This is a genomic window from Marinobacter sp. PE14, from assembly GCF_053566155.1.
The window spans coordinates 335165-356872 of the sequence record NZ_JBQXNY010000003.1 but is presented as its reverse complement, the minus strand read 5'-3'; the positions used below and the strand labels follow the sequence as shown (position 1 = coordinate 356872).

Sequence of the window (21708 nt, the reverse complement as noted above, 5' to 3'; positions counted from 1 at the left end):
CGGCTGTGGGCCGGGAGCGATTAGCGGGCCGACTGATTACAAATTTAAACGTTGAAGAAACGGGTACCGTTTCACAGTTTTCCGGGGACTCAAACGCCCAACCTGTCCCGCAAGGCATAGTACCAGGCCCCCATCGCCGTAAAAGGCACCCGGAAGGCGCGGCCACCCGGGAACGGGTAATGCGGCAGGCTGGCGAACGCGTCAAAACGTTCGGCCTCGCCCTGAATCGCCAGCGCCAGAGCCTTGCCAGCCACATGGGTGAACGTGACTCCATGGCCTGAGCAGCCCTGGGAATAGAACACGTTCTCGTGCAAGCGGCCCAGCTGGGGCAGGCGTGACAGGGTTAGAAGGAAATTGCCGGTCCAGGCGTAATCAATCTTCACGTTCGCCAGTTGCGGAAAGGTTTTCAGCATATTGGGGCGAATCTGACGCTCAATGTTGGCCGGATCGCGGGCGCCGTAGACCACACCGCCGCCGTAGATCAGGCGGTTGTCACCAGACAGCCGGAAGTAATCCAGGAGGTAGTTGCAGTCTTCGACGCAGTTGTCTCTGGGCAGCAACTCTCTGGCAACGGCATCGTCCAACGGTTCGGTGGCAATAATCTGCGAGCCGCATGGCATGGATTTGGCGCCGAGTTCCGGCACCAGGCCTTCGAGATAGGCGTTGCCCGCCAGAACGACATACTGCGCCCTGACTTCCCCCTGTTCGGTTTTGACGATTGCCGTTTTCCCCGGAAGAACCTCTGTAACTGCCGAGTGTTCGTGAATCACGCCGCCGCGCGACTCCAGACCCGCGGCTTCGCCCAGGGCCAGATTAAGAGGGTGAATGTGGCCGCCAGTGTGATCGATCGCACCGCCGACATACCGCTCCGTGCCAACCCGGGAGCGGATTGCATTCCGATCCAGCAATTCCAGCTGGTCATAACCGAATCGGCGCCACAGCGTCTGCTGGGATTCCAGATGCTTCAGCTGCCTCGGATAGAGCGCGGCAAAAATACCGCCTTCTTTCAGGTCACAGCGAATGCCATAACTCTTCACCCGCTGGCGAATGATCTGGCTGCCCTCGAATGCCATTTCAGCCAGCAAATTCAGATGGTCTCCTGAGGTCTGGCGCTCAATGCTGTCCAGGTCGCGGCTGAAGCTGTTGACGATCTGGCCGCCATTGCGCCCCGAAGCCCCCCAGCCAACGGTAACAGCCTCCAGAACCACCACACGAAAACCGGCTTCTGCCAGGAACAGTGCCGTGGATAGACCGGTGTAGCCGGCACCGACGACGCAGACATCCGCCTCGCAGGATCCTCGCAGCGCCGGGCGCACAGGGGCCCGGTTGGCGGAAGCTGCGTAATACGAGGGAACCGGGGGATACTCGATCATTATGTGGCGCCAGAGAGGGTGAAAGAGACGTTCAGGAACCGGCGGCAACGGTGCGCGCAGCAAAGAGTCTATGCCAGCGGCGCGCGTTCGGAAAGACACGTTCTTATACCTATATCGCGGGCGGCGCCCGGGCGTGAAAGTGCTGCTATGATTGCTCAACTCTACAGCCTGCGAGGCGTCCATGAATCAACCCGTCAGCTCTTCCACCCCAACTAGCCAGGCCGAATGGCAGGCCCTGGCCACAAACCTCACGCTGGAAGGCCGCGCCTATCTGAACGGCGCCTATCAATGGGCTGCCAAAGGCGAGACCTTTGCTTCAGTCAGCCCGATTGACGGGAGCAAGCTGGCCTCCATCGCGAGCTGCGATCAGAGCGATGCCGACCAGGCCGTTATGGCTGCCCGCTTCGCCTTTGAGGCGGGCATCTGGAGCCAGCTGGCACCGGCAAAACGCAAGGCGGTGCTGCTCCGGTTCGCTGAGCTTATCGAAGCCCACGGCGACGAGCTCGCCTTGCTGGAAACCCTGGATATGGGCAAGCCAATCAACCACGCCAGGAGCGTGGATGTGCCGGCCACCGCCCGGGCAATCCGCTGGACCGCCGAGGCCATCGACAAGGTGTATGGTGAACTTGCCCCTACGCCCCACAACCAGATTGGCATGATCTCCCGGGAACCCATGGGGGTTGTGGCGGCCATCGTGCCCTGGAACTTTCCGATGATCATGGCGGCCTGGAAAATCGCGCCAGCCCTGGCCACCGGCAATTCGGTGATTCTCAAACCTTCCGAGAAATCGCCCCTTAGCGCCATTCGCCTGGCTGCGCTGGCCGAAGAAGCAGGCATTCCCGCCGGCGTTTTCAGCGTGCTGCCGGGCTATGGCCACACGGTGGGCAAAGCCCTCGCCCTGCACATGGACGTGGACTGCCTGGTGTTTACCGGGTCCACAAATGTGGCCAAGCAGCTGATGATCTACGCCGGCCAGTCCAACATGAAACGGGTGTGGCTGGAGGCCGGAGGCAAGAGCCCGAACATTGTCTTTGCCGATGCGCCAGACCTGAAAAAAGCCGCTGCCGAGGCGGCCAGTGCCATTGCCTTCAACCAGGGAGAGGTGTGCACCGCCGGCAGTCGCCTGCTGGTCGAGAACAGCATTCGTGCCGAGTTTGTGGGGCTGATTCGCGAGGCCCTGAAAACCTGGCGTCCCGGCCACCCGCTGGACCCGGGAACAACCTGCGGCGCCATCGTGGATCAGGGGCAGCTGGATCGCATTATCGACTACATTGGCATTGGCCAGTCGGAAGGCGCACGCTTGGTAGAAGGTGGCCAGCGGATCATGGAGGACACCGGCGGCCTGTTTGTTCAGCCCACGGTGTTTGACGAGGTGAATAACCAGATGCGCATCGCCTCGGAGGAAATCTTCGGGCCGGTACTGTCGGTGATCGGGTTCGAAACCGCTGACGAGGCGGTCCGTATTGCCAACGATTCGATCTACGGCCTGGCCGCGGCGGTGTGGACTTCCAACATCAATACCGCCCATAAGGTAGCCAAGGCACTGCGGGCCGGCAGCGTGTGGATTAACCACTATGACGGCGGTGATATGACCGCACCGTTCGGTGGCTTCAAGCAGTCCGGCAACGGCCGCGACAAGTCTGTGCATGCCTTCGACAAGTACACAGAACTCAAGGCCACCTGGCTGGTGCTGGAGTAGTTCGGTGCAGTCCGGCAAACGAAAAACGGCGCCCTCAAGGCGCCGTTTTTTTATCCCGGAATTGATCAGACCGTGTGCAGGTACCAGAGATATTCAAGATCCGAGATAGTCATTTCGAACTCATTCAGTTCATGCTCCTTGCAGGCGACGAACACATCCAGAAACTGGCTGCCGAGATAATCGGCCATCACTTTCGATTGCCCCAGCTCCCGCAAGGCATCCCGCAGGTTATTCACCAATGAGGCTTCGTGCTGTTCGTGGGCATTACCCACGGTGACCGGCGGTGGCTCTATCCGGTTGGAGATGCCGTAATGAATGCCCGCCAGCACCGCGGCCATCAGAAGATACGGGTTGGCATCGGCGCCGGCCACCCGGTGTTCAATTCGCAGGGCCTCGGGATCACCGCCCGGCAGACGCAGTGATGCGGTGCGGTTATCCACGCCCCAGGTCGCAGCGCTGGGCACATAGTACTCCGGGCTGAACCGGCGGTAGGAATTGATATTGGGGCAGAACAGCGCCATCGCGTCGTTCATGGTGGCTACCAGCCCACCCACGGCCCAGCGCAGCATGTCGTTGGGCTGCTCGGCGTCGCCCGCGAACACGTTGCGGCCTTCGCCATCCACCAGGCTTACATGCAGGTGCATGCCGCTGCCAGCCTGGTTATGGTATGGCTTGGCCATGAACGTGGTGTCCATTTCATGGTCGTAGGCCATGTTCTTGATCAGACGCTTCAGCAGGGTGGCGTGGTCGCAGGCCCGCACGGCGTCATCCACGTAGTGCAGGTTGACCTCAAACTGCCCGGGCGCTGACTCGGCTACCAGAGCATCCGCCGGCAGCTCCTGTTCGTGGGCGGCATCCAGTACGTCCGCCAGGAATTCTGCGTATTCGTCCAAATCATCAATGGAATAGGCCTGCGTGCCCGCCGGGCGCTTGCCAGAGATGGGTGATTTGGGTGGTTGAGGGCGACCGGCGAGGTTTTCCTGGTCGATCAGGTAAAACTCCAGCTCAAAGGCCGCCACGGGAGTCAGCCCCAGCTCCTCAAACCGCTTCACGATGTTCTCCAATACCACCCGCGGGTCTGCGAAAAACGGTGTCTCGCGATCCAGCTCATACATGGTCAGCAGAAGTTGCGCGGTGGGCCGCTTCTGCCAGGGTTCCATAGTGAGGGTATTTTCAATGGGCAGACAGACACGGTCTGCCTCGCCGATGTCGAGCCCCAGACCGGTTTCTTCCACCGTGGTGCCCTGAATGTTCAGAGCAAAGATGGAAGCCGGCATGGCTACGCCACGCTCAAATACCTTCGCCAGGGCAGAGGGATCCACTCGCTTGCCGCGAACGATACCATTCATATCCGGGATCAGCAGATCAACAAACTGCAGTTCGGGGTGTGCCTGAAGGAACACGTCGGCACTCGTAGAACCAGAAGCCATAGGGGAAGCCTTCCACAACGCAAACAGGCCTGGTGCCGAGGAGCCGGCGCAGGGGTTTAAACACTCCTTTATCCCGTTTTCCGGGGTGTTTGGCAAGATAGGGACATACCACAAATCCCGCAGTAAAATTTTTATAGCGCAACCCGGAATCTCATGATACATATCGCGAGAATTCGGCAGGCTCCCAACCGCCGTTTCCAGGAAAAGCCCTAAGGAGTCAAAAGGCGGCGACCTTCGCCAACTGCGGCCACCCTCAGCAGACCTGCACAACACTGCGTGCGTCCTGCGCGTTTTGTATTAATCCCTTTTGAGTGAGGGACATCATCCAATGTTGAAGTTGTGTAAGCCACAGGCGCTGGCCGCCTCTGTTGCGTTGTCTCTGTGTGCCTCCTCCGCGTTTGCAGCTGAGGAAGTGCGTGTCTACAACTGGTCCGATTACATCGCTGAGGACACCCTGGCGAAGTTCACGGAAGAAACCGGCATCAAGGTCATCTACGACGTTTACGACAGTAACGAGATCCTCGAAGCTGCCCTACTTTCCGGTCGTTCCGGCTACGATCTTGTTGTGCCATCCAACCACTACGTGGCCAAGCAGATTTCTGCCAACGCGTTCGTGCCGCTGGACCACAGCAAACTGCCCAACATGAGCAACCTGAACCCGGATCTGATGGACGATCTGGAAAAGGTTGACCCGGGTAGCCAGTTCGCCCTGCCCTACCTCTGGGGCACCAACGGCTATGGTTATAACGAAGGCCGTATCCAGGAAATCCTGGGTGACAGCGCTCCCACCGATTCCTGGGCCCTGGTATTCGATCCTGAAGTCACCGGCAAGCTTGCCGCCGGCGGCTGCGGTATTGCCATGCTGGATTCCGGCGAAGAGATGGTGCGTGCCGCCATGGCCTACATCGGCCTGAACCCGAACAGCAACAACGCCGATGACATCAGGAAAGGCGGTGAGGTGATCAAGGCCATTCGCCCGAACATCACTTACTTCCATTCGTCCCGTTACATTGGCGACCTGGCCAACGGTGATCTGTGTGTGGCTGCAGGCTACTCCGGCGACATCCTGCAGGCCGCTGCCCGCGCCGAGGAAGCCGAGAACGGCAACGTGATCCGCTACACCATTCCCAAAGAGGGTGCGGTGCTGTGGTTCGACATGATGACCATCCCGGCCGGCGCACCGAACGTGGAGAACGCCCACAAGTTGATGAATTTCCTGATGCGTCCGGAAATCATCGCGGACGTGACCAACTATGTGTGGTACGCCAACCCGAACAGGCCGGCCAACGAATTCGTTGATCCGGAGATTCTGAGCGATACCAGCATCTACCCCACCGATGAGGTGATGAAGAAGCTGTACATCATGGAAGGCCGGCCTCAGGACGCCCAGCGTCTGATGACCCGCACCTGGACCAACGTGAAATCTGGTCGTTAAGCGGTGGAAAACGGCAACAACACCTCCGCGCAAGCGGAGGTGTTACTCAGCATTCGGGGCATCTCCAAAAGCTTTGATGGCACGCTGGCCGTGGACAATGTGAACCTGGACATCCACAAGGGAGAGATCTTTGCCCTTCTGGGTGGTTCCGGTTCCGGCAAGTCCACCCTGCTGCGCATGCTCGCAGGTTTTGAAACGCCCAACGCCGGCACCATCATGCTCGACGGCCAGGACGTTACAGCTCTGCCCCCGTTCCTGCGCCCGACCAACATGATGTTCCAGTCCTATGCCCTGTTCCCCCATATGACGGTGGAGCAGAACATTGCCATGGGCCTGAAACAGGACAAGCTGCCGAAAAGCGAAATTCGCGACCGGGTGGCCGCCATGCTGAAGCTGGTCAAGATGGAACCCTATGCCCGGCGCAAACCTCAGCAGCTTTCCGGTGGTCAGCAACAACGGGTTGCCCTGGCCCGCTCACTGGCCAAACGTCCCAAGCTGCTGTTGCTGGACGAGCCAATGGGTGCCCTGGACAAGAAGCTGCGCACTGAAATGCAGCTGGAACTGGTGGAAATCCTGGAAAACGTTGGCGCCACCTGCCTGATGGTGACCCATGACCAGGAAGAAGCCATGACCATGGCCAGCCGGATAGCCATCATGGCCCAGGGCCGGATTGCCCAGATCGGCTCGCCGATCGACATCTACGAGAGCCCAAACAGCCGCATGACAGCGGAATTCATTGGCTCTGTGAATATCTTCGAGGCTCATATCCGGGAAGACGAAGCCGACAGCGTTACGCTGACCAGCGACCTGCTGGACGCGCCAGTATTTATTGATCGCGGCGTGACCACCCCGGCGGAAAGCACGGCAACACTGGTGGCCCTGCGTCCGGAGAAGATCTACCTCACCTCTGACAAACCGGACGGCGAGCACAACTGGAGCTGCGGCACGGTGGACAATATTGCCTACCTGGGCGACATCACGTCCTACTACGTGAAACTGGCCAGCGGCAAACGCGTTCAGGCCACCATGGCGAACGTGGAGCGCCGTGGCGAGCGGCCAACCTGGGGCGACAGGGTATTCGTATCCTGGGAAGCCTCCAGCCCCATCCTGCTCTGGAACTGAGCCGATGAGACGGAAACTTCTATCCGCCCACTTTACCGAGCGGGTGCGTGCAGTCCTGTTCAATCGCCGGGTGGTATTCGGCATCCCGTTCCTGTGGCTGCTGCTGTTCTTCCTCCTGCCCTTTGCGCTGGTGCTGAAGATCAGCCTGACCTCGGCGGTGATGGCCATTCCCCCTTACGAGCCCGTATTCCGGTGGGTGGACAACACCCTCTCGGTGGTGGTGAATATTGGCAACTACCTGTTCCTGCTTTCGGACAGCCTCTATTTCGCTGCCTATTGGGGGTCGGTGAAAACGGCATTCCTCGCCACCGTCGTGTGCCTGCTAATTGGCTACCCCATGGCCTACGCCATGGCGCGGGCGCCGAAGCACTGGCAACTGGTGCTGCTGTTGATGGTGATGCTGCCGTCCTGGACCTCGTTCCTGATCCGTGTCTATGCGTGGATGGGCATCCTTGGCAATCAGGGGCTGCTGAACAGTTTTCTGATGTGGCTGGGCCTGATTGACCAGCCCCTGAAAATGCTGAACACCAACTTCGCGGTGGTGCTGGGCATTGTTTACGCCTACCTGCCATTCATGGTGCTGCCCATCTACACCAACCTGGTGAAACTGGACGTGCGGCTGCTGGAAGCGGCATCAGACCTGGGCTGCCGCAGCCTGACCACCTTCTGGGCCATTACCCTGCCACTGTCGAAGGCCGGTATTCTGGCCGGTTCCATGCTGGTGTTTATCCCGGCGGTGGGAGAATTCGTAATTCCGGAACTGCTGGGAGGGCCGGATACGCTGATGATCGGCAAGGTGTTGTGGGAGGAGTTCTTCAATAACCGCGACTGGCCGGTGGCGTCTGCCCTGGCGATCGTGATGCTGTTGTTACTGCTGGTGCCGATTGTGCTGTTCCATCGGTTCCAGGCCCGGGAGATGGAAAAGCATGGTTAAGTCCCGTTCCTTCAGTTTCTCCAAAGTGATGCTGGTTCTCGGCCTGCTGTTCCTGTACCTGCCAATGTTCGTGCTGATCGTGTATTCGTTCAATGCGTCCCGGCTGGTGTCGGTGTGGGCCGGTTTCTCGACGCACTGGTATGGCGAGCTGTTCCGGGATGAGCAGATTCTGTCGGCGGTTTGGATGAGCCTGCGGATTGCCTTCTACTCCGCCAGCATGGCGGTGTGCCTGGGCACGCTGTGTGCGTTCGTAATCACCCGGTTCAAGAAGATGCGCGGGCGCACGCTGCTGTCCAGCATGATTACCGCGCCGCTGGTTATGCCGGAGGTGATCACGGGCCTGTCGCTGCTGCTGTTGTTCGTGCAGATGGCCCAGACCATCGGCTGGCCGGTGGACCGTGGCATGGCAACCATCTGGATCGCCCACACCACCTTCTGCAGTGCCTATGTGGCGGTGGTGGTGTCGGCCAGGTTGCAGGAAGTGGATCGCTCCATTGAGGAGGCGGCCATGGATCTGGGCTGTACGCCACTGAAGACCTTCTTCGTTATTACACTGCCAGTGATTGCTCCCGCGCTCGTATCTGGCTGGCTGCTGGCGTTCACCCTTTCACTGGACGATCTGGTTATTGCCAGTTTCGTTTCCGGGCCGGGTGCGACAACGCTGCCGATGGTGGTGTTTTCCTCCGTGCGGATGGGGGTTTCGCCGAAGATCAATGCGCTGGCCACCCTGATCATTTTGGCCGTCTCGCTGATTGCGTTTATCGCCTGGTACCTGATGCGCCGCGCCGAACGGAAGCGCCTGCAAACACCGGACGCCTAGCGTACTCAGGCCACGCCTGTGGCCTTACAGCGCGTCGGGAAAGGCGGAGACAAGGTAATCAACCAGCGCCCGGACTTTGGGAGTGACGAACTTGCGGGTTGGATAGACGGCGTAAACGCCAAGCTCGGTGGAACGGTAGTCAGGCATCAGTTCCACCAGCCTGCCGGCTTTCAGATCTTTATGCACCAGAAAACCGGGCTGCAGAACGATGCCCTGCCCGGCCACGGCGGCGGCGCAGCAGGTTTCACCGTTATTGGCGTACATCCATGGCCTCACGCGGACACTGGTGGCGCCGTCGGGGCCTTCAAAGGGCCAGTCGTTGCCGGTGGTGAAGTTGCTATAGCCGATGATCCTGTGGCTGGCCAGATCTACCGGTTTAACAGGGGAACCATAGTTGGCAATGTAATCCGGCGAGGCACAGGCAATGAGCCGGGTGGAGGTTATCCGTCGGCTGACCAGCGTGGAGCTTTGCAGTGTGGCAATCCGGATGGCCAGATCAAAGCCTTCCTCGACGATGTCCACCAGCCGGTCTGAAAGATCGATGGACAGCTCCACATCCGGGTAGCGGGCGTGAAAGTCTCCCCATAAAGGTGCCAGGTGGCTGATTCCGAAGCTGACCGGCGCATTCACTCGTAACGTGCCCCGTGCTACATCATTGCGGGAGGTAATTTCCGCTTCTGCCTCCTCAACGCCAGCCAGCAACTCCCGGCACCGGACATAGAACACCTCGCCCTCCCCCGTCAGCGACAGGCGGCGGGTAGTCCGCTGCAACAGCCGAACCCCGAGACGACTTTCAAGTTCGCTGACATAACGCGAAACAGCGGCCTTGGACATTCCCAGGGTCTCCGACGCAGCCACGAAGCTCCCCGCCTCAACCACGGTACAGAACGTCTGCATCTCCAGTAATCGATCCATTGTTTCTTTTTCCGGAACAGTTAATTCAATAAAGCTACGTTTATCCCGTTTATTGATATTTGTAAAGTACCCACATGCTCACAACACACCCGAGGAGATTTATCATGAACAACGCATTCCTGAACAAACTGATCGCCACTGACGCAGGCTGGGGGGCTCTGGCCCTTCGGATTCCGGTCGGTATCATTTTCGCCGCTCATGGCGCACAGAAACTGTTTGGCTGGTTTGGCGGCTACGGCCTGGAAGGTACAGGACAATGGATGGATTCCATCGGGCTGAGTCCCGGCTACCTGATGGCCCTGTTAGCCGGCGGCGCGGAATTCTTTGGTGGCCTGGCTCTGATCATCGGTCTGCTGGTTCGGCCCGCCAGCGCGGTACTGGCATTCGCCATGCTGATCGCCATTTTCAGCGTTCATATCGGCAACGGCCTGTTCATGAGTAACAATGGGTACGAGTTTGGCCTGGCTTTGCTGGCCGTATCCGTATCCCTGGTGTTCAGCGGCGCAGGCCGAGCGTCCATTGACCGCGCGATTGCAGCCAGATAACACCACCGCAACCCGGAGGAGCAATCATGAGTCTGTTTGTTTCCCACGGCGCTCCCACCTTCGCACTGGAGCCGGGCCTGGCTGGCCCGGCCCTGACGGAACTGGGCAAACGCCTTACCAGGCCCGAAGCTGTGCTGGTGGTTTCACCGCACTGGATGACGAAGGAAATCCGGGTAGGTGTCTCGAAAACACCTGAGACAATTCACGATTTTCGGGGCTTTCCAGCTCAACTCTATGACCTCGACTATCCGGCAGCCGGCCACCCGGAACTGGCGCGAACCGCTCTGGCGTTGCTGGAGGCAGGGGGCTGGAAGGCCAGTGCTGACCAGACCCGGGGGCTGGATCACGGGGCCTGGGTCCCAATGATGCACCTTTTCCCCGATCACTCGGTTCCGGTGTTCCAGGTTTCGATGCCAACGGATCTTGAGCCTGCGTCTGCCTGGCAACTGGGCCAAACCCTGAAGCCGCTCGAGCATGAGGGTGTGCTCATCATCGGATCAGGCAGCCTTACCCACAATCTGTACGAAGTTCGTTGGGGTGACGAGAACGCCTCCGGCTATGCTCGGCAATTTACGGACTGGGTCCGTGCAAAGGTGACAGCAGGCGACCATCAGCAGCTGATCGCAACGCTGGAGAAAGCCCCGCACGCCAGGCGGGCGCATCCCACCACCGAGCATTTCCTGCCTCTGTTGGTGGCGGCCGGTGCGGCCGGGGAACAGCAACCCGGCGTGGTGATTGATGGCGGAATCGAGCACGGTGTTCTGGCAATGGACGCCTTTATTTTCCAGCATCCGGCCTGAACTATCAGCGAACTATGCCGCCGGTTGGCGGCGATCCCGCACAGACTGGATCCATTTGTAAAACACGGGCACCAGCAATGTACCCAGAACGGTGGCGGCAACCATGCCACTGAGAACCGTGATACCGAGGCTGACCCGGCTTGCCGCACCAGCGCCGCTGGCAAAGACCAGCGGTAGTACGCCAAGCACAAATGACAGTGCGGTCATCAACACTGCCCGAAACCGCAGTACCGCCGCTTTCTGGGCCGCCTCGGCGGTAGACAGGCCGGACTGGCGCAACTGCATTGCGAATTCCACAATCAAAATGGCCGTTTTGGTGGAGAGCCCGATCAGCAGTACCAGGCCCACCTGGGCATAAATATTGTTCGCCAGCCCCACCAGCCAGAGCCCGGCCATGGCGCCGGCAAGGGCCAATGGCACAGCACCGAGCACCGCCACCGGAAGGGTCCAGCTTTCGTATTGAGCCACCAGGAACAGGTACACGAACACCAGGGCCAGCAGGAAGATCACTGCCGCCAGGTTACCCGCCTGTATTTCCTGCAGACTCTGACCCGCCCAGCTGAATTCATACCCTTGCGGCAGGCTCTGTGACAGCTCTTCCATGGTCGCGATAGCGTCGCCACTGGCAAAGCCGGCTGCCGCTTCCCCGGAGATGGTTACCGAGCGCTTCAGGTTAAAATGCTGGATGCTTGAAGGCCCGAGTACGGGATTGAGCGAAGCCAGCGTGGTCAGCGGCACCATGTCGCCATCCCGGTTGCGGACAAAGTAATTGGACAGATCTTCGGGGCGCTGCCGGAACTCGCCTTCGGCCTGCAGAAGCACACGGTAGTTCTTGCCGAAACGGGTAAAGTCGTTCACATAGAGCGAGCCGAGCTGGGTCTGCAGGGTAGAGAAGATATCGGAGAGCTCAATACCCAGGGCCTTGGCCTTGTTCCTTTCAACCTCCAGCAAATATTGCGGAATGTTCGCGCGATAGGTGCTGTATACCCGGGATAGCTCTTCACGCTGGTTGGCCTCGTATATAAGACCATTCATAACCTGGGCCAGCTCCGAGACGTCCCTGCCCTGATTATCCTGCAGGCGGAAGTCGAAGCCGGATGAGGTTCCCAGCCCGGGGATTGGAGGCGGATTGAAGACCATCACCTGTGCCTCGGGGATTGTCCAGAGCCTGGAATACAGCCTGGGAATGACCGCCCCCAGACCTAGACTGGCATCTTCCCTTTCTTCCCAGTCTTTCAGCATCACAATGCCAAGGCCATTGTTTGAGGATGTGCCACCTAGCAGCGAGAAGCCGGATACCGTAATGAAATCGGTCACTGCCGGATCTTCCAGAACCATGTCCGTTACTTTGGTTAGCACGGCTTCCGTGCGCTCCAGGGAGGCAGCATCGGGCAACTGCACATCCACGAAAAGGAATCCCTGATCTTCCGGCGGGACGAACGCCGAGGGCACTGATTTGAACAGGCCAGCACCGGCAACCAGGATCACCACCAGGGTAACGCCAACGAGAGCCCCCTTGCGCAGGAGCTGCACAACCAGCTTCGAGTAGCCACTGGTTGTACGCGTAATCAGTATCTCGAAAGGCCGGAGCCAGCCAATGGCCTTTTCCCCGCTCCTGCCAAGCAGCGCAACGCACAGGGCCGGGCTCAGTGTGAGCGCATTGATTGAGGAGATGATCACGGCCACCGAAATGGTGACCGAAAACTGCTGGTAAAGCTTGCCGGTTATTCCAGGCATAAACGCAACAGGCACGAACACGGCCAGCAATACCAGGGTGGTGGCAATTACCGGCCCCGTGACTTCCGCCATTGCCTTGGTGACCGCCTCGCGGATCGGCAGCTTCTCCTCCGCAAGAATGCGTTCCACATTCTCGATAACCACAATGGCGTCGTCCACCACAATGCCGATCGCCAGCACCAGCCCGAACAGCGTGATGGTGTTGATGGAATAGCCAAGCACTGACATAACCGCAAAGGTCCCGATCAGGGAAACCGGGATGGCAATACTCGGAATCAAAGTGGCACGCCAGTTCTGCAGGAACAGGAACACCACCAGGATCACCAGGCCGACGGCCTGGAACAGGGTAATGATGACTTCACTGATGGAGCGGCTGATGAATTCCGTAGTGTCGTACAGAACGGTGTAATTCACGCCCGCCGGAAAACTGCCTGAGGCCTCTTCACCCAGGGCCTTTACCCGCTCCGCGACCTCCAGCGCATTGGCATCGGGCAGCTGGTAGATCACCAGGAATGCGGTGTCCTGATTGTTCAGTTTCGCGGTGGAGGTATAGGAGCGGGAACCCAGCTCGATACGGCCAACGTCCCTCAGGCGCACAAAGCCGCCATCGGGCCTGGAGCGGAGAATGGTCTGGGCAAACTCTTCAGGATCTGACAGGCGTTCCCGGGTCTGGATGCTGTAGACAAACTGCTGGCCCGCAGGCACTGGCGGCTGGCCGAGTTTGCCCGCGGCGACAATCTGGTTCTGCTCCCGGAGCGCGGCGGCAACCTCTGCAACGGTCACATCCAGGGAGGCCATCCGGCGGGGATCCAGCCAGACTCGCATGCTGTAGTCTTTCGCACCCATCACTTCTGCCGAACCCACCCCTGGCACTCGACCAAGGGCTTCAACAAGGTTGTTCGAGGCGTAGTTGCTGAGAAAGACACCGTCGAGATCCGGTCGCTCGGAGGTCAGGTTGATACCCATCAGCATGTTGCCGGCCTGCTTGCTGACCACCACACCCTGTCGCCGGACTTCATCAGGCAGAAACGGTTCCGCCAGGGCAACGCGGTTCTGGACGTTAACCTGGGCGATGTCTGTATCGGTGCCGCTCTCGAAAGTAAGGGTGATCTTGGCCGTGCCATCGCTGGACGCGGTGGATTCGATATAGATCATGCCCTCCACGCCGTTCAGCTGTTGCTCTACCGGCCGGATAACCGCCTCCTCCACCACCTGGGAGCTGGCCCCGGGGAGCGAGGCATTCACCTGGATCTGGGGCGGGGCCATGTCCGGATACATGTTGACCGGCAGAATGCGCAACGCCAGCAATCCGGCCAGGGTGATCAGAATGGAAATAACAAACGCAAACTTCGGTCGATGGATAAAAACCCGACTGATCATTGGCTCGCCTCACCCGTCTGGATGAGCGCTCCGGTTTGCGGATCAATCTGCTTTGGAACAGCGCTGACCGTGACCCCGGGCCGGACTTTCTGCAGGCCTTCCACAATCACCCGGTCACCAGTTGCCAGCCCCGAATTGACCACCAGCAGCGCGCCTTCCCGGGAGCCGGTCTGGATAAAATGCTGGGCAACCTGGTTCTGGTCATCGACCACCAGCACAAACTTACCTTCAATGGTTTCCTGAACCGCTACCTGAGGCACAAGCACGCGGGCTTCACCGGACTGACCTTCAATTCGGAGAGTCACATAAAGCCCCGGAACGAGCACCGCATCGGGATTCGGGAAAACCGCTCGCATCGCAACGGTGCCCGTGCTGGCATCGGTCTGCACATCGGCGAAATCCACAACCCCGCTCTGCTCATAGCGCTCACCATCTGGCAGGGTAAGAAAGAGCCCCAGGGATCTGGATAGCGCTTGAGCCGATTCCGTTCCTCTGCGGCGGAAGTTGATGAAGTCAGCCTCGTTGATCTGGAATTCGACGTAGACAGGGTCTGTCACCAGAACCGACGTTATAGGCCCGGTTGCAGGACTGACCACGGCTCCCACATCGTAATTCAGGCGTCCGACCCAGCCATCGAAAGGTGCACGTATCTCAGCGTATTCGAGATTGCTGCCCGCCTTCTGAACCGAGGCCTGTGCAGCCTTCAGGCGGCTTTCTGCTGCGCTGAAGCGGTCTTTGAGCTTGTCCAGGTCCGCAGCCGACAGGAAGCCTTTCTCCGACACCTCCTCCCCTCGCTTGAGATTTCGGGTTGCGGAGTCCACTTCGGCTCTGGCGGCCGCCAGTTCCGCATCTGCCTGCTGAAGATCAGCGCTTGCACGAGTATCCTCAAGCCGGATCAGGAGCTCGCCCTGGCTGACTTTCGCTCCCTCGGTGAAAAGAATCTCCCGGATTTCCGCTTCAATGCGTGGCGTGATATCGGCTTTGGCGGAAGCGGCCGTTCTGGCAACAAACTCCCGGGAGGGCCGGATTTCACTGGCCTCAAGTTCCACCACAGAAACGGCAACGGGATTGGTTTGCTTTGGCTCTTGAGGCTCAGAGCAGCCTGCCAGGATGATTGCGCCCCATACCATAAGTTGGAGAGCTGCCCCTTTTTTCAAACCTGCTTTCCATATTGCAAAAAAAGGCATTATTTCATCTCCTTGAATGGGTACTCCCCGGTTGGATAGCAAACGCCCGCAATAAGATTAGACAAAGCTTCTAAGGCAGGCCATAGAAGGCTCTGTTTTTCTCAAATGGGAAAAGGCCGGTGTTATCTTATCCGCTTTCCGTCGACCACTAGATGACCTCAAAAGTTTGCTATATTTGGTCTAGATCAAGCCGGAACGGGGTAAAATCGTTCCACCCATGGACGCTTTACAAATGGACCTGCCAATGACACTGCCGATTCACCTTCGTCCCTTACTCATGATTGTCTTTGCTGCTTTGTTTCTTGGTGGTTGCGCCTCATCAGGCCCGGAGGTGAAAAGTATCAGTAAAGCTCCGGACGTTTCCGATGCGCCCAGAAATCTGCTGGTGTTGGCAATCAGTCCGAAAGAAAGCAGCAGGACTCTGATGGAATCCGCGCTTGTATCCCAGCTCCGTTCCGACGGATTCGAGGCTGAACCCTACGGCCCGGCACCCTCCCTTCCGTGGGAAGATTCAGCCGCACTGAAGGAGAAAGTAATAGAGCGCTTGCAAACACAGACTGCCGATGGTGTTTTAACCGTCTCACTAGTTAGAAAAAATCGTCAGATTGAGTATGTGCCCAACCAGGTTGTCTATAACCCAGTAACCACACATATTGGTGCTCTTGCTTCCGTCACCTATATGGAAACCATGACAATTCCGGACCGTTACGAGGAATCCACGGAATACATCCTGAGAACAACATTGTTCGATACGGACTCTGGCAAGGCGATCTGGCAAATGTTTTCCAGCACCATTGATCCCAACTCGCTCGAACAGGCGGCCCGGGAGTTTGCCCGCGTAGCCGTGCGAGAGCTTCAAAAATCTTTCACTGAATGAGACAACACATGACCATCCGCAAGACCGCGAATTTTACTGCCGTAATGCTGGGAGTGTCCCTGGCGGGATGCTCCTTTCAGGACACGCTGTCGCTGGGGGTCGAGGATCCCTGCGCTTCACTGAAAGGAATCATTGCTGACTATCCATCGGGGTTCGAACAATACCGGGGCGGTGCAAATAGCCTCCGCTCGGTTACTGTCTACAATGCAAAGGAACAGCTGATACGGGGAGACTGCGAAATCTGGAGCTGGGCGAATGACGATAGCGCCTATGTCTGCTCCGGCAATACTCCCAACGACGAAGTTGCCACCACAAGGTACAACACAGCCGTAAACTGGATGGGACAGTGCCTCGGAGATAGCTGGACAAGCCAGGAAGGCGAGAGGACTCGGGATGGCGAGAATGCGGGTATGATGACCAGATTCAGCTCTTCAGAAAAGGGCACACCGAATGTGTCGGTTCACAGGGTGGCTTTCCGCGGGGATTCCGCAGTTTATGTTTATGTTGGAACACCCAGTCGTCTGGCTGAGCTGTAGCCGACTAACCGCAAGCCTGCCATAAAACGCAAAAGGGCCACCGTGAGAGGTGGCCCTTTTGGTTTTGAGGGGCAGAAAACGTTTCAGCCCAAATTCTTCTTCACAAACTTCTGGATCTCACCCACGATCCCGCTGCGGAATGCCAGAACGGTGAGCACGAAGATGCCACCAAGAATCGGATCCACCCAATCACGCAGCGCACCCTGAGACAGCTGGTACTCGATATTCACCACAAAGGTGGCGCCGACCACCGGGCCGAGCAGTGTTCCCATACCGCCCACCAGAGTCATCAGGATAACCTCGCCCGACATATGCCAGTGGGCATCGTTCAGGGAGGCCAACTGGAAGACTACGGACTTCATTGAGCCGGCAAGCCCTGCCAGTGCTGCTGAAATCACGAATGCCAACACCTTGTAGCGGTCCACGTTGTAACCCAGGGAGACGGCACGGGGTTCGTTCTGCTTGATTGCCTTCAGCACCTGGCCGAACGGACTACCGACAATACGCTGCACCAACAGGTAGCAGGCGATGAACACCGCCAGAACAAAGTAATACATGTTCAGGTTGTCTTCGAGATTGATGAAGCCCAACAACTCGCCGCGGGGAATGCCGTGCATACCGTCTTCACCGCCCGTGAACTCGGACTGGACGAAGAAGAAGAAGACAAGCTGCGCAAGCGCCAGGGTGACCATCGCGAAGTAGATGCCTTGGCGACGAATTGACAGCAAGGCAAAGCCTGTGCCGAGCACCGTGGCCGCCAGTGTACCGGCGATGATGCCCATCTCCGTGCTGAGCCCGCTGTAATTACTGAGCAGGTAACCGGTGGTGTAGCCCCCTGTGGCCAGAAAGGCCGCATGTCCGAATGACAACAGTCCGGTGAAACCGAACAAAAGGTTGAACGCCACCGCAAACAGCGCGAAGCACAGGATCTTCATCAGGAAGACCGGATAGATCATGAACGGTGCCGCCAGCAGGATCAGCAGCAGCGCACCGTTCAGCATCATCTTTTTGCGATCCTGAGCGGCTTGTTCCTGAACGATAGCCTTGTGAATGTCGGCGGAATTGACTGGCTGATTCATGGTTATGCCTCCTTACCGAACAAGCCACTGGGCCGGAACATAAGAACCAGAACCATGACCAGGAAGATGATCGCCGAGGATGCCGGCGGGTAGAAGGTTTTGGTGAGCCCTTCAATAACGCCCATCAGAATGCCGGTGATAATGGCACCGCCGATGGAGCCCATACCGCCGATGACCACCACAGCGAATACCGTAATCAGTGTGGCCGACCCCATGACCGGTGTCACCGAATAAATGGGCGCGGCCAGAACACCGGCGAAGGCTGCCAGCGCCACACCAAAACCGTAGGTGAGGCTAATCAGCAAAGGTACATTGATGCCAAAACCCTGCATCAACTGAGAGTCTTCCGTACCGGCCCGCAGGTAGGCGCCCAGCTTGGTTTTCTCAATCACGAACCAGGTTGCAAAGCAGACGACCAGTGCCGCTAGGATGACCCACGCCCGGTAGTACGGCATGAACATGAAGCCAAGGTTTACGCCGCCCTTGAAAAAGTCCGGCATGGTGTAACGAAGGCCGGAAACCCCGAACCAGTTCACCAGCACACCCGAAATGATCAGCGCGACACCGAACGTCAGCAGCAGGCTGTAGATGTGATCCTGCCCCGCGATGCGACGCAGTAGAAAATATTCAATGGCGACACCGAAGGCACCAACCAGAAGTGGCGCCAGCAATAAGGCGGCCCAGTAATTCACGCCCAGATAATCGAACATCAGGACGGTGGTCATAGCGCCAAGCATATACATGGCGCCATGGGCGAAATTGATGATCTTCAGCAGACCGAAGATGACCGCGAGCCCAAGGCTCAGCAGGGCGTAAAAGGCGCCGTTGATTATTCCGATCAGGAGCTGGCCGGATAGCACAGCTAAAGGGACGCCGAAAATCATGGACATTGGGCTAACTCCAGAAGCAGCACAGGGATTGTTTTTTGGCTTTATTCTTTTCCGTTTTCATGGGTTCGCCCTGCCCTGTCGCAGGACGAACCCATAACGGTCGCTTTTAGTTATTGACCAGCTTGCACTTGCTCTCGGAGAGCGGACGATAGGACTCTTCAGCCGGGATGGTCCGGAGGATCTTGTACAGATCCCACTCGTTCTTGGACTCGGCCGGGGTCTTCACTTCCGCCAGGTACATATCGTGCACCATGCGGCCATCAACGCGGATCTTGCCGTTCTTGGCAAACATGTCGTTGATCGGTGTGTCCATCATCTGCTTGCGCACAGTCTGGGCATCGTCAGAACCGGTGGCCTCTACGGCTTTCAGGTACTGCATGGCGCTGGAGTAGATACCTGCGTGAACCATGGTCGGACGCACGCCTGTTTCTTCCATGAAGCGATCAGACCACTCACGGGTGTCGTCGTTCATGTCCCAGTACCAACCCGTGGTGAGCTGGATGCCCTGGGCCGTTTGAGCGCCAAGCGCATGCACGTCAGTCAGGAACAGCAGCAGTGCCGCCAGAGTCTGGCCTGACTGGGTTACGCCGAACTCACTGGCGGTGGTGATGGCGTTGGTGGTGTCGGCGCCGGCGTTCGCCAGACCGATAACGTCAGCACCGGATGCCTGAGCCTGCAGGATGAACGATGAGAAGTCCTGAGTGGGGAACGGATGGCGCACAGCGCCAATGATTTCACCACCGTTGGCTTCAACAACGCGAGTCACATCGCCTTCAAGGGCATGACCGAAAGCGTAGTCCGCAGTCAGCATGTACCAGGTTTTGCCGCCTTCTTTAACAACCGCACTGGCAGTGCCGTTGGCCAGCGGATAGGTGTCGTAAACATAGTGGATGTGGTTGGGGGTACAGTGCTCGTTGGTGATGCTGGAAGCCGCTGAACCGGAGATGATACCGAGGCGATCGTGCTCTTCCAGAATCTTGCTCACTGCGATGGAAACAGAGGAAGCCACCATACCCGCTACGAGGTCTACATCCTCGTTCTCAACCCAGCGACGAACGGTGCTGGATGAGGTATCCGGGCTGTTACGGTCATCGGCGCTGACCACTTCAATCTTGGCACCGTTTACCTGTCCGCCAAAATCGGCAATCGCCATTTCCAGGGCTTTCAGCCCGTTCGGTCCTGCCAGATCGCGGTAGGTGCCGGACATGTCCGCCAGATAACCGATCTTGACCGTGTCGTTGGAAATGGCCGCTTGGGCTCCGCCTACCATCATGGCTGATGCAACGGCTGATGTCAGAAGCTTTTTCATCATTGTCATTGTTGTATCTCCGCTACTGTCTTGCGTTGGTTCGGGTTGTTGTTACTTTTCTTGCTCTCGTCCTATCCGGGATCAGACCCCCAAATAGCCATCCAGCACCGACTGTTTTGCACTCAGTTCGTTGGCGCTGACTTCTTCCACAATCTGACCGTGCTCAACAACGTAATGACGGTCGGCTAACGGTGCTGCGAAGTGGAAATTCTGTTCAACCAGGACAATGGTCAGGCCCTTTTTCTTCAGGGCAATCAGGACCTCTCCCAGTTTTTCTACAATAACCGGTGCCAGGCCCTCGGTAATCTCGTCCAAAAGCAGCATATTGGCGCCGGTGCGCAGAATGCGCGCCATGGCCAGCATCTGCTGCTCGCCGCCGGACAGCTTGGTGCCCTGGCTGAAGCGACGTTCATAAAGATTGGGGAACATGTTGTAGATTTCTTCCAGACTCATGCCCCCGCTACGTACAACCGGCGGTAGTGTCAGGTTTTCCTGGACACTGAGTGAGGAAAAAATGCCCCGATGTTCGGGGCAATACCCGACACCCAACCTGGCAATATGATGAGGTGCGCAGGACATTGTCTCCTCACCATTGATCATAATGGAGCCGGTTCGCCGGCCGACCATATTCATGATGGCTTTGAGCGTTGTGCTGCGGCCCGCGCCATTGCGGCCCAACAAAGTCACCAGTTCCCCGCGGTTCACCACCATGTCGATGCCGTGGAGAATGTGAGACTCGCCGTAAAAGGCATGCAATCCGGACAGACGAAGCTGTTCGTACTCGCGATCGGATTTCGTGGTCATTGCGCTGCCTCCGCCTGATCACTGTCGGCGGTGGTGCCGCGCTCTCCACTACCGGCGCTACCCATATAAACCTCGCGAACCCGTGGATCGCTGGAAACCGCCGCGTAGTCGCCTTCGGTCAGAACGGCGCCCTGGGCCAGCACGGTGATGCGATCACACAACTTGCTGACCACGCTGAGGTTGTGCTCAACCATCAGGACAGTTCGCCCCTCCGCAGCCTTGCGTACCAGTTCTACAACGCGGTCAACGTCTTCCGAACCCATGCCCTGGGTCGGTTCGTCGAGCAACAGCAGTTGGGGCTCCATGGCAAGCGTGGTGGCCAGCTCCAGCGCCCGTTTGCGCCCGTACGCCAACTCAACGGTGGTGGTGTTGGCGAATTCAGCCAGGCCCACAGCATCCAGAAGCTCCATGCAACGCTGGTTGAGCTTGTGCAGGGAGTTGCCGGATTTCCAGAAACTGAAGGAGGTACCCTCGAAAGTCTGCAAGGCTACCCGGATGTTCTCCAGCGCGGTCATGTGCGGGAATACGGCTGAGATCTGAAACGAGCGAACAATGCCCTGGCGGGCAATGGCGGCGGACTTCATGGTGGTGATGTCCTGATCCTTGAACAGGATCTGACCCCGGGTCGGGATCAGGAATTTGGTGAGCAGATTGAAGACCGTGGTCTTGCCGGCACCATTGGGACCGATCAGGGCGTGAATATGGCCTTTCTGAACCTTCAGATTCACGTCGTCGACCGCAACAAAGCCCTTGAATTCTTTGACAAGGTTACGGGTCTCCAGAACGAACTGTTCACTCATGAGCCAATCTACCTTTGTTATTTTTGTGCGTTTTAT

19 protein-coding genes are annotated in these 21708 nt (G+C 58.1%); 9 read left to right on the top strand and 10 right to left on the bottom strand.

The window, feature by feature from the left end; all coding sequences use genetic code 11:
* Window positions 1–89 precede the first annotated feature (89 nt).
* Complete coding sequence (locus ACWJ62_RS12350) at window positions 90–1370, bottom strand: NAD(P)/FAD-dependent oxidoreductase (RefSeq protein WP_449286657.1); 1281 nt, start codon at window positions 1368–1370, stop codon at window positions 90–92.
* Window positions 1371–1554: 184 nt separating this feature from the next.
* On the opposite strand from ACWJ62_RS12350, the gene ACWJ62_RS12345 reads away from it, so the two are divergent.
* On the top strand, window positions 1555–3072 hold the full coding sequence (locus tag ACWJ62_RS12345) for an aldehyde dehydrogenase (RefSeq protein ID WP_449286449.1): 1518 nt from the start codon (window positions 1555–1557) through the stop codon (window positions 3070–3072).
* A gap of 65 nt (window positions 3073–3137) precedes the next feature.
* On the opposite strand, the gene ACWJ62_RS12340 is transcribed toward ACWJ62_RS12345, so the two are convergent.
* Complete coding sequence (locus ACWJ62_RS12340; RefSeq protein ID WP_449286448.1) at window positions 3138–4502, bottom strand: glutamine synthetase family protein; 1365 nt, start codon at window positions 4500–4502, stop codon at window positions 3138–3140.
* A 328-nt stretch (window positions 4503–4830) separates the two neighbouring features.
* On the opposite strand from ACWJ62_RS12340, the gene ACWJ62_RS12335 reads away from it, so the two are divergent.
* Genes ACWJ62_RS12335 through ACWJ62_RS12320 form a run of 4 tightly spaced genes read left to right on the top strand, consistent with a single transcriptional unit; the run spans window position 4831 to window position 8813 of the window.
* Entirely contained in the window at window positions 4831–5937 is a 1107-nt protein-coding gene (locus tag ACWJ62_RS12335; protein WP_449286447.1) for a polyamine ABC transporter substrate-binding protein, read from the top strand.
* Window positions 5938–5940: 3 nt separating this feature from the next.
* Complete coding sequence (gene potA / locus ACWJ62_RS12330) at window positions 5941–7059, top strand: polyamine ABC transporter ATP-binding protein (RefSeq protein ID WP_230707651.1); 1119 nt, start codon at window positions 5941–5943, stop codon at window positions 7057–7059.
* A 4-nt stretch (window positions 7060–7063) separates the two neighbouring features.
* On the top strand, window positions 7064–7993 hold the full coding sequence (locus ACWJ62_RS12325; RefSeq protein WP_449286446.1) for an ABC transporter permease subunit: 930 nt from the start codon (window positions 7064–7066) through the stop codon (window positions 7991–7993).
* Window positions 7986–8813 (top strand): ABC transporter permease subunit, encoded by an 828-nt coding sequence (locus ACWJ62_RS12320; RefSeq protein WP_053114713.1) that lies wholly within the window; start codon window positions 7986–7988, stop codon window positions 8811–8813. The genes ACWJ62_RS12325 and ACWJ62_RS12320 overlap by 8 nt, the downstream gene beginning before the upstream one ends.
* Before the next feature lie 24 nt (window positions 8814–8837).
* Here the strand turns inward: ACWJ62_RS12320 and ACWJ62_RS12315 are convergent, their stop codons facing one another.
* Window positions 8838–9728, bottom strand: coding sequence for a LysR family transcriptional regulator (locus ACWJ62_RS12315; RefSeq protein ID WP_449286445.1), 891 nt, complete (start codon window positions 9726–9728; stop codon window positions 8838–8840).
* Window positions 9729–9832: 104 nt separating this feature from the next.
* On the opposite strand from ACWJ62_RS12315, the gene ACWJ62_RS12310 reads away from it, so the two are divergent.
* Both ACWJ62_RS12310 and ACWJ62_RS12305 read left to right on the top strand, forming a co-directional pair.
* A complete protein-coding gene (locus tag ACWJ62_RS12310; protein ID WP_014576415.1) occupies window positions 9833–10273 on the top strand; it encodes a DoxX family protein in 441 nt (146 codons plus the stop codon).
* 26 nt (window positions 10274–10299) lie between these two features.
* Entirely contained in the window at window positions 10300–11073 is a 774-nt protein-coding gene (locus ACWJ62_RS12305) for a DODA-type extradiol aromatic ring-opening family dioxygenase (RefSeq protein ID WP_449286444.1), read from the top strand.
* Between the two features lie 12 nt (window positions 11074–11085).
* On the opposite strand, the gene ACWJ62_RS12300 is transcribed toward ACWJ62_RS12305, so the two are convergent.
* Together ACWJ62_RS12300 and ACWJ62_RS12295 are read right to left on the bottom strand one after the other, a co-directional pair.
* Window positions 11086–14190, bottom strand: coding sequence for an efflux RND transporter permease subunit (locus ACWJ62_RS12300; RefSeq protein ID WP_449286443.1), 3105 nt, complete (start codon window positions 14188–14190; stop codon window positions 11086–11088).
* Window positions 14187–15377: an efflux RND transporter periplasmic adaptor subunit gene (locus tag ACWJ62_RS12295; RefSeq protein ID WP_449286442.1), complete on the bottom strand. Its 1191-nt coding sequence runs from the start codon at window positions 15375–15377 to the stop codon at window positions 14187–14189. Before ACWJ62_RS12295 ends, ACWJ62_RS12300 begins: the two co-directional genes overlap by 4 nt.
* A 244-nt stretch (window positions 15378–15621) precedes the next feature.
* On the opposite strand from ACWJ62_RS12295, the gene ACWJ62_RS12290 reads away from it, so the two are divergent.
* Window positions 15622–16254, top strand: a complete 633-nt coding sequence (locus ACWJ62_RS12290) for a hypothetical protein (RefSeq protein WP_449286441.1) — start codon at window positions 15622–15624, stop codon at window positions 16252–16254.
* An 8-nt stretch (window positions 16255–16262) separates the two neighbouring features.
* Window positions 16263–16790 (top strand): hypothetical protein, encoded by a 528-nt coding sequence (locus ACWJ62_RS12285; RefSeq protein ID WP_449286440.1) that lies wholly within the window; start codon window positions 16263–16265, stop codon window positions 16788–16790.
* Between the two features lie 83 nt (window positions 16791–16873).
* On the opposite strand, the gene ACWJ62_RS12280 is transcribed toward ACWJ62_RS12285, so the two are convergent.
* From ACWJ62_RS12280 to ACWJ62_RS12260, 5 genes are all read right to left on the bottom strand, one after another.
* Window positions 16874–17869, bottom strand: a complete 996-nt coding sequence (locus ACWJ62_RS12280) for a branched-chain amino acid ABC transporter permease (RefSeq protein ID WP_449286439.1) — start codon at window positions 17867–17869, stop codon at window positions 16874–16876.
* 2 nt (window positions 17870–17871) lie between these two features.
* Window positions 17872–18759: a branched-chain amino acid ABC transporter permease gene (locus ACWJ62_RS12275; protein ID WP_449286438.1), complete on the bottom strand. Its 888-nt coding sequence runs from the start codon at window positions 18757–18759 to the stop codon at window positions 17872–17874.
* 106 nt (window positions 18760–18865) lie between these two features.
* On the bottom strand, window positions 18866–20077 hold the full coding sequence (locus ACWJ62_RS12270) for an ABC transporter substrate-binding protein (RefSeq protein WP_449286437.1): 1212 nt from the start codon (window positions 20075–20077) through the stop codon (window positions 18866–18868).
* Window positions 20078–20149: 72 nt separating this feature from the next.
* A complete protein-coding gene (locus tag ACWJ62_RS12265; protein WP_449286436.1) occupies window positions 20150–20872 on the bottom strand; it encodes an ABC transporter ATP-binding protein in 723 nt (240 codons plus the stop codon).
* Complete coding sequence (locus ACWJ62_RS12260) at window positions 20869–21672, bottom strand: ABC transporter ATP-binding protein (RefSeq protein WP_449286435.1); 804 nt, start codon at window positions 21670–21672, stop codon at window positions 20869–20871. The genes ACWJ62_RS12265 and ACWJ62_RS12260 overlap by 4 nt, the downstream gene beginning before the upstream one ends.
* Between the last annotated feature and the right edge of the window lie 36 nt (window positions 21673–21708).

Coding starts and splice junctions, on each gene's coding strand:
- ACWJ62_RS12290 (WP_449286441.1), top strand. CDS start 15,622: ATGACACTGCCGATTCACCTTCGTCCCTTACTCATGATTGTCTTTGCT.
- ACWJ62_RS12335 (WP_449286447.1), top strand. CDS start 4,831: ATGTTGAAGTTGTGTAAGCCACAGGCGCTGGCCGCCTCTGTTGCGTTG.
- ACWJ62_RS12325 (WP_449286446.1), top strand. CDS start 7,064: ATGAGACGGAAACTTCTATCCGCCCACTTTACCGAGCGGGTGCGTGCA.
- ACWJ62_RS12280 (WP_449286439.1), bottom strand. CDS start 17,869: ATGAATCAGCCAGTCAATTCCGCCGACATTCACAAGGCTATCGTTCAG.
- ACWJ62_RS12310 (WP_014576415.1), top strand. CDS start 9,833: ATGAACAACGCATTCCTGAACAAACTGATCGCCACTGACGCAGGCTGG.
- ACWJ62_RS12270 (WP_449286437.1), bottom strand. CDS start 20,077: ATGACAATGATGAAAAAGCTTCTGACATCAGCCGTTGCATCAGCCATG.
- ACWJ62_RS12345 (WP_449286449.1), top strand. CDS start 1,555: ATGAATCAACCCGTCAGCTCTTCCACCCCAACTAGCCAGGCCGAATGG.
- ACWJ62_RS12315 (WP_449286445.1), bottom strand. CDS start 9,728: ATGGATCGATTACTGGAGATGCAGACGTTCTGTACCGTGGTTGAGGCG.
- ACWJ62_RS12260 (WP_449286435.1), bottom strand. CDS start 21,672: ATGAGTGAACAGTTCGTTCTGGAGACCCGTAACCTTGTCAAAGAATTC.
- ACWJ62_RS12300 (WP_449286443.1), bottom strand. CDS start 14,190: ATGATCAGTCGGGTTTTTATCCATCGACCGAAGTTTGCGTTTGTTATT.
- ACWJ62_RS12305 (WP_449286444.1), top strand. CDS start 10,300: ATGAGTCTGTTTGTTTCCCACGGCGCTCCCACCTTCGCACTGGAGCCG.
- ACWJ62_RS12285 (WP_449286440.1), top strand. CDS start 16,263: ATGACCATCCGCAAGACCGCGAATTTTACTGCCGTAATGCTGGGAGTG.
- ACWJ62_RS12265 (WP_449286436.1), bottom strand. CDS start 20,872: ATGACCACGAAATCCGATCGCGAGTACGAACAGCTTCGTCTGTCCGGA.
- ACWJ62_RS12340 (WP_449286448.1), bottom strand. CDS start 4,502: ATGGCTTCTGGTTCTACGAGTGCCGACGTGTTCCTTCAGGCACACCCC.
- ACWJ62_RS12295 (WP_449286442.1), bottom strand. CDS start 15,377: ATGCCTTTTTTTGCAATATGGAAAGCAGGTTTGAAAAAAGGGGCAGCT.
- ACWJ62_RS12320 (WP_053114713.1), top strand. CDS start 7,986: ATGGTTAAGTCCCGTTCCTTCAGTTTCTCCAAAGTGATGCTGGTTCTC.
- ACWJ62_RS12275 (WP_449286438.1), bottom strand. CDS start 18,759: ATGTCCATGATTTTCGGCGTCCCTTTAGCTGTGCTATCCGGCCAGCTC.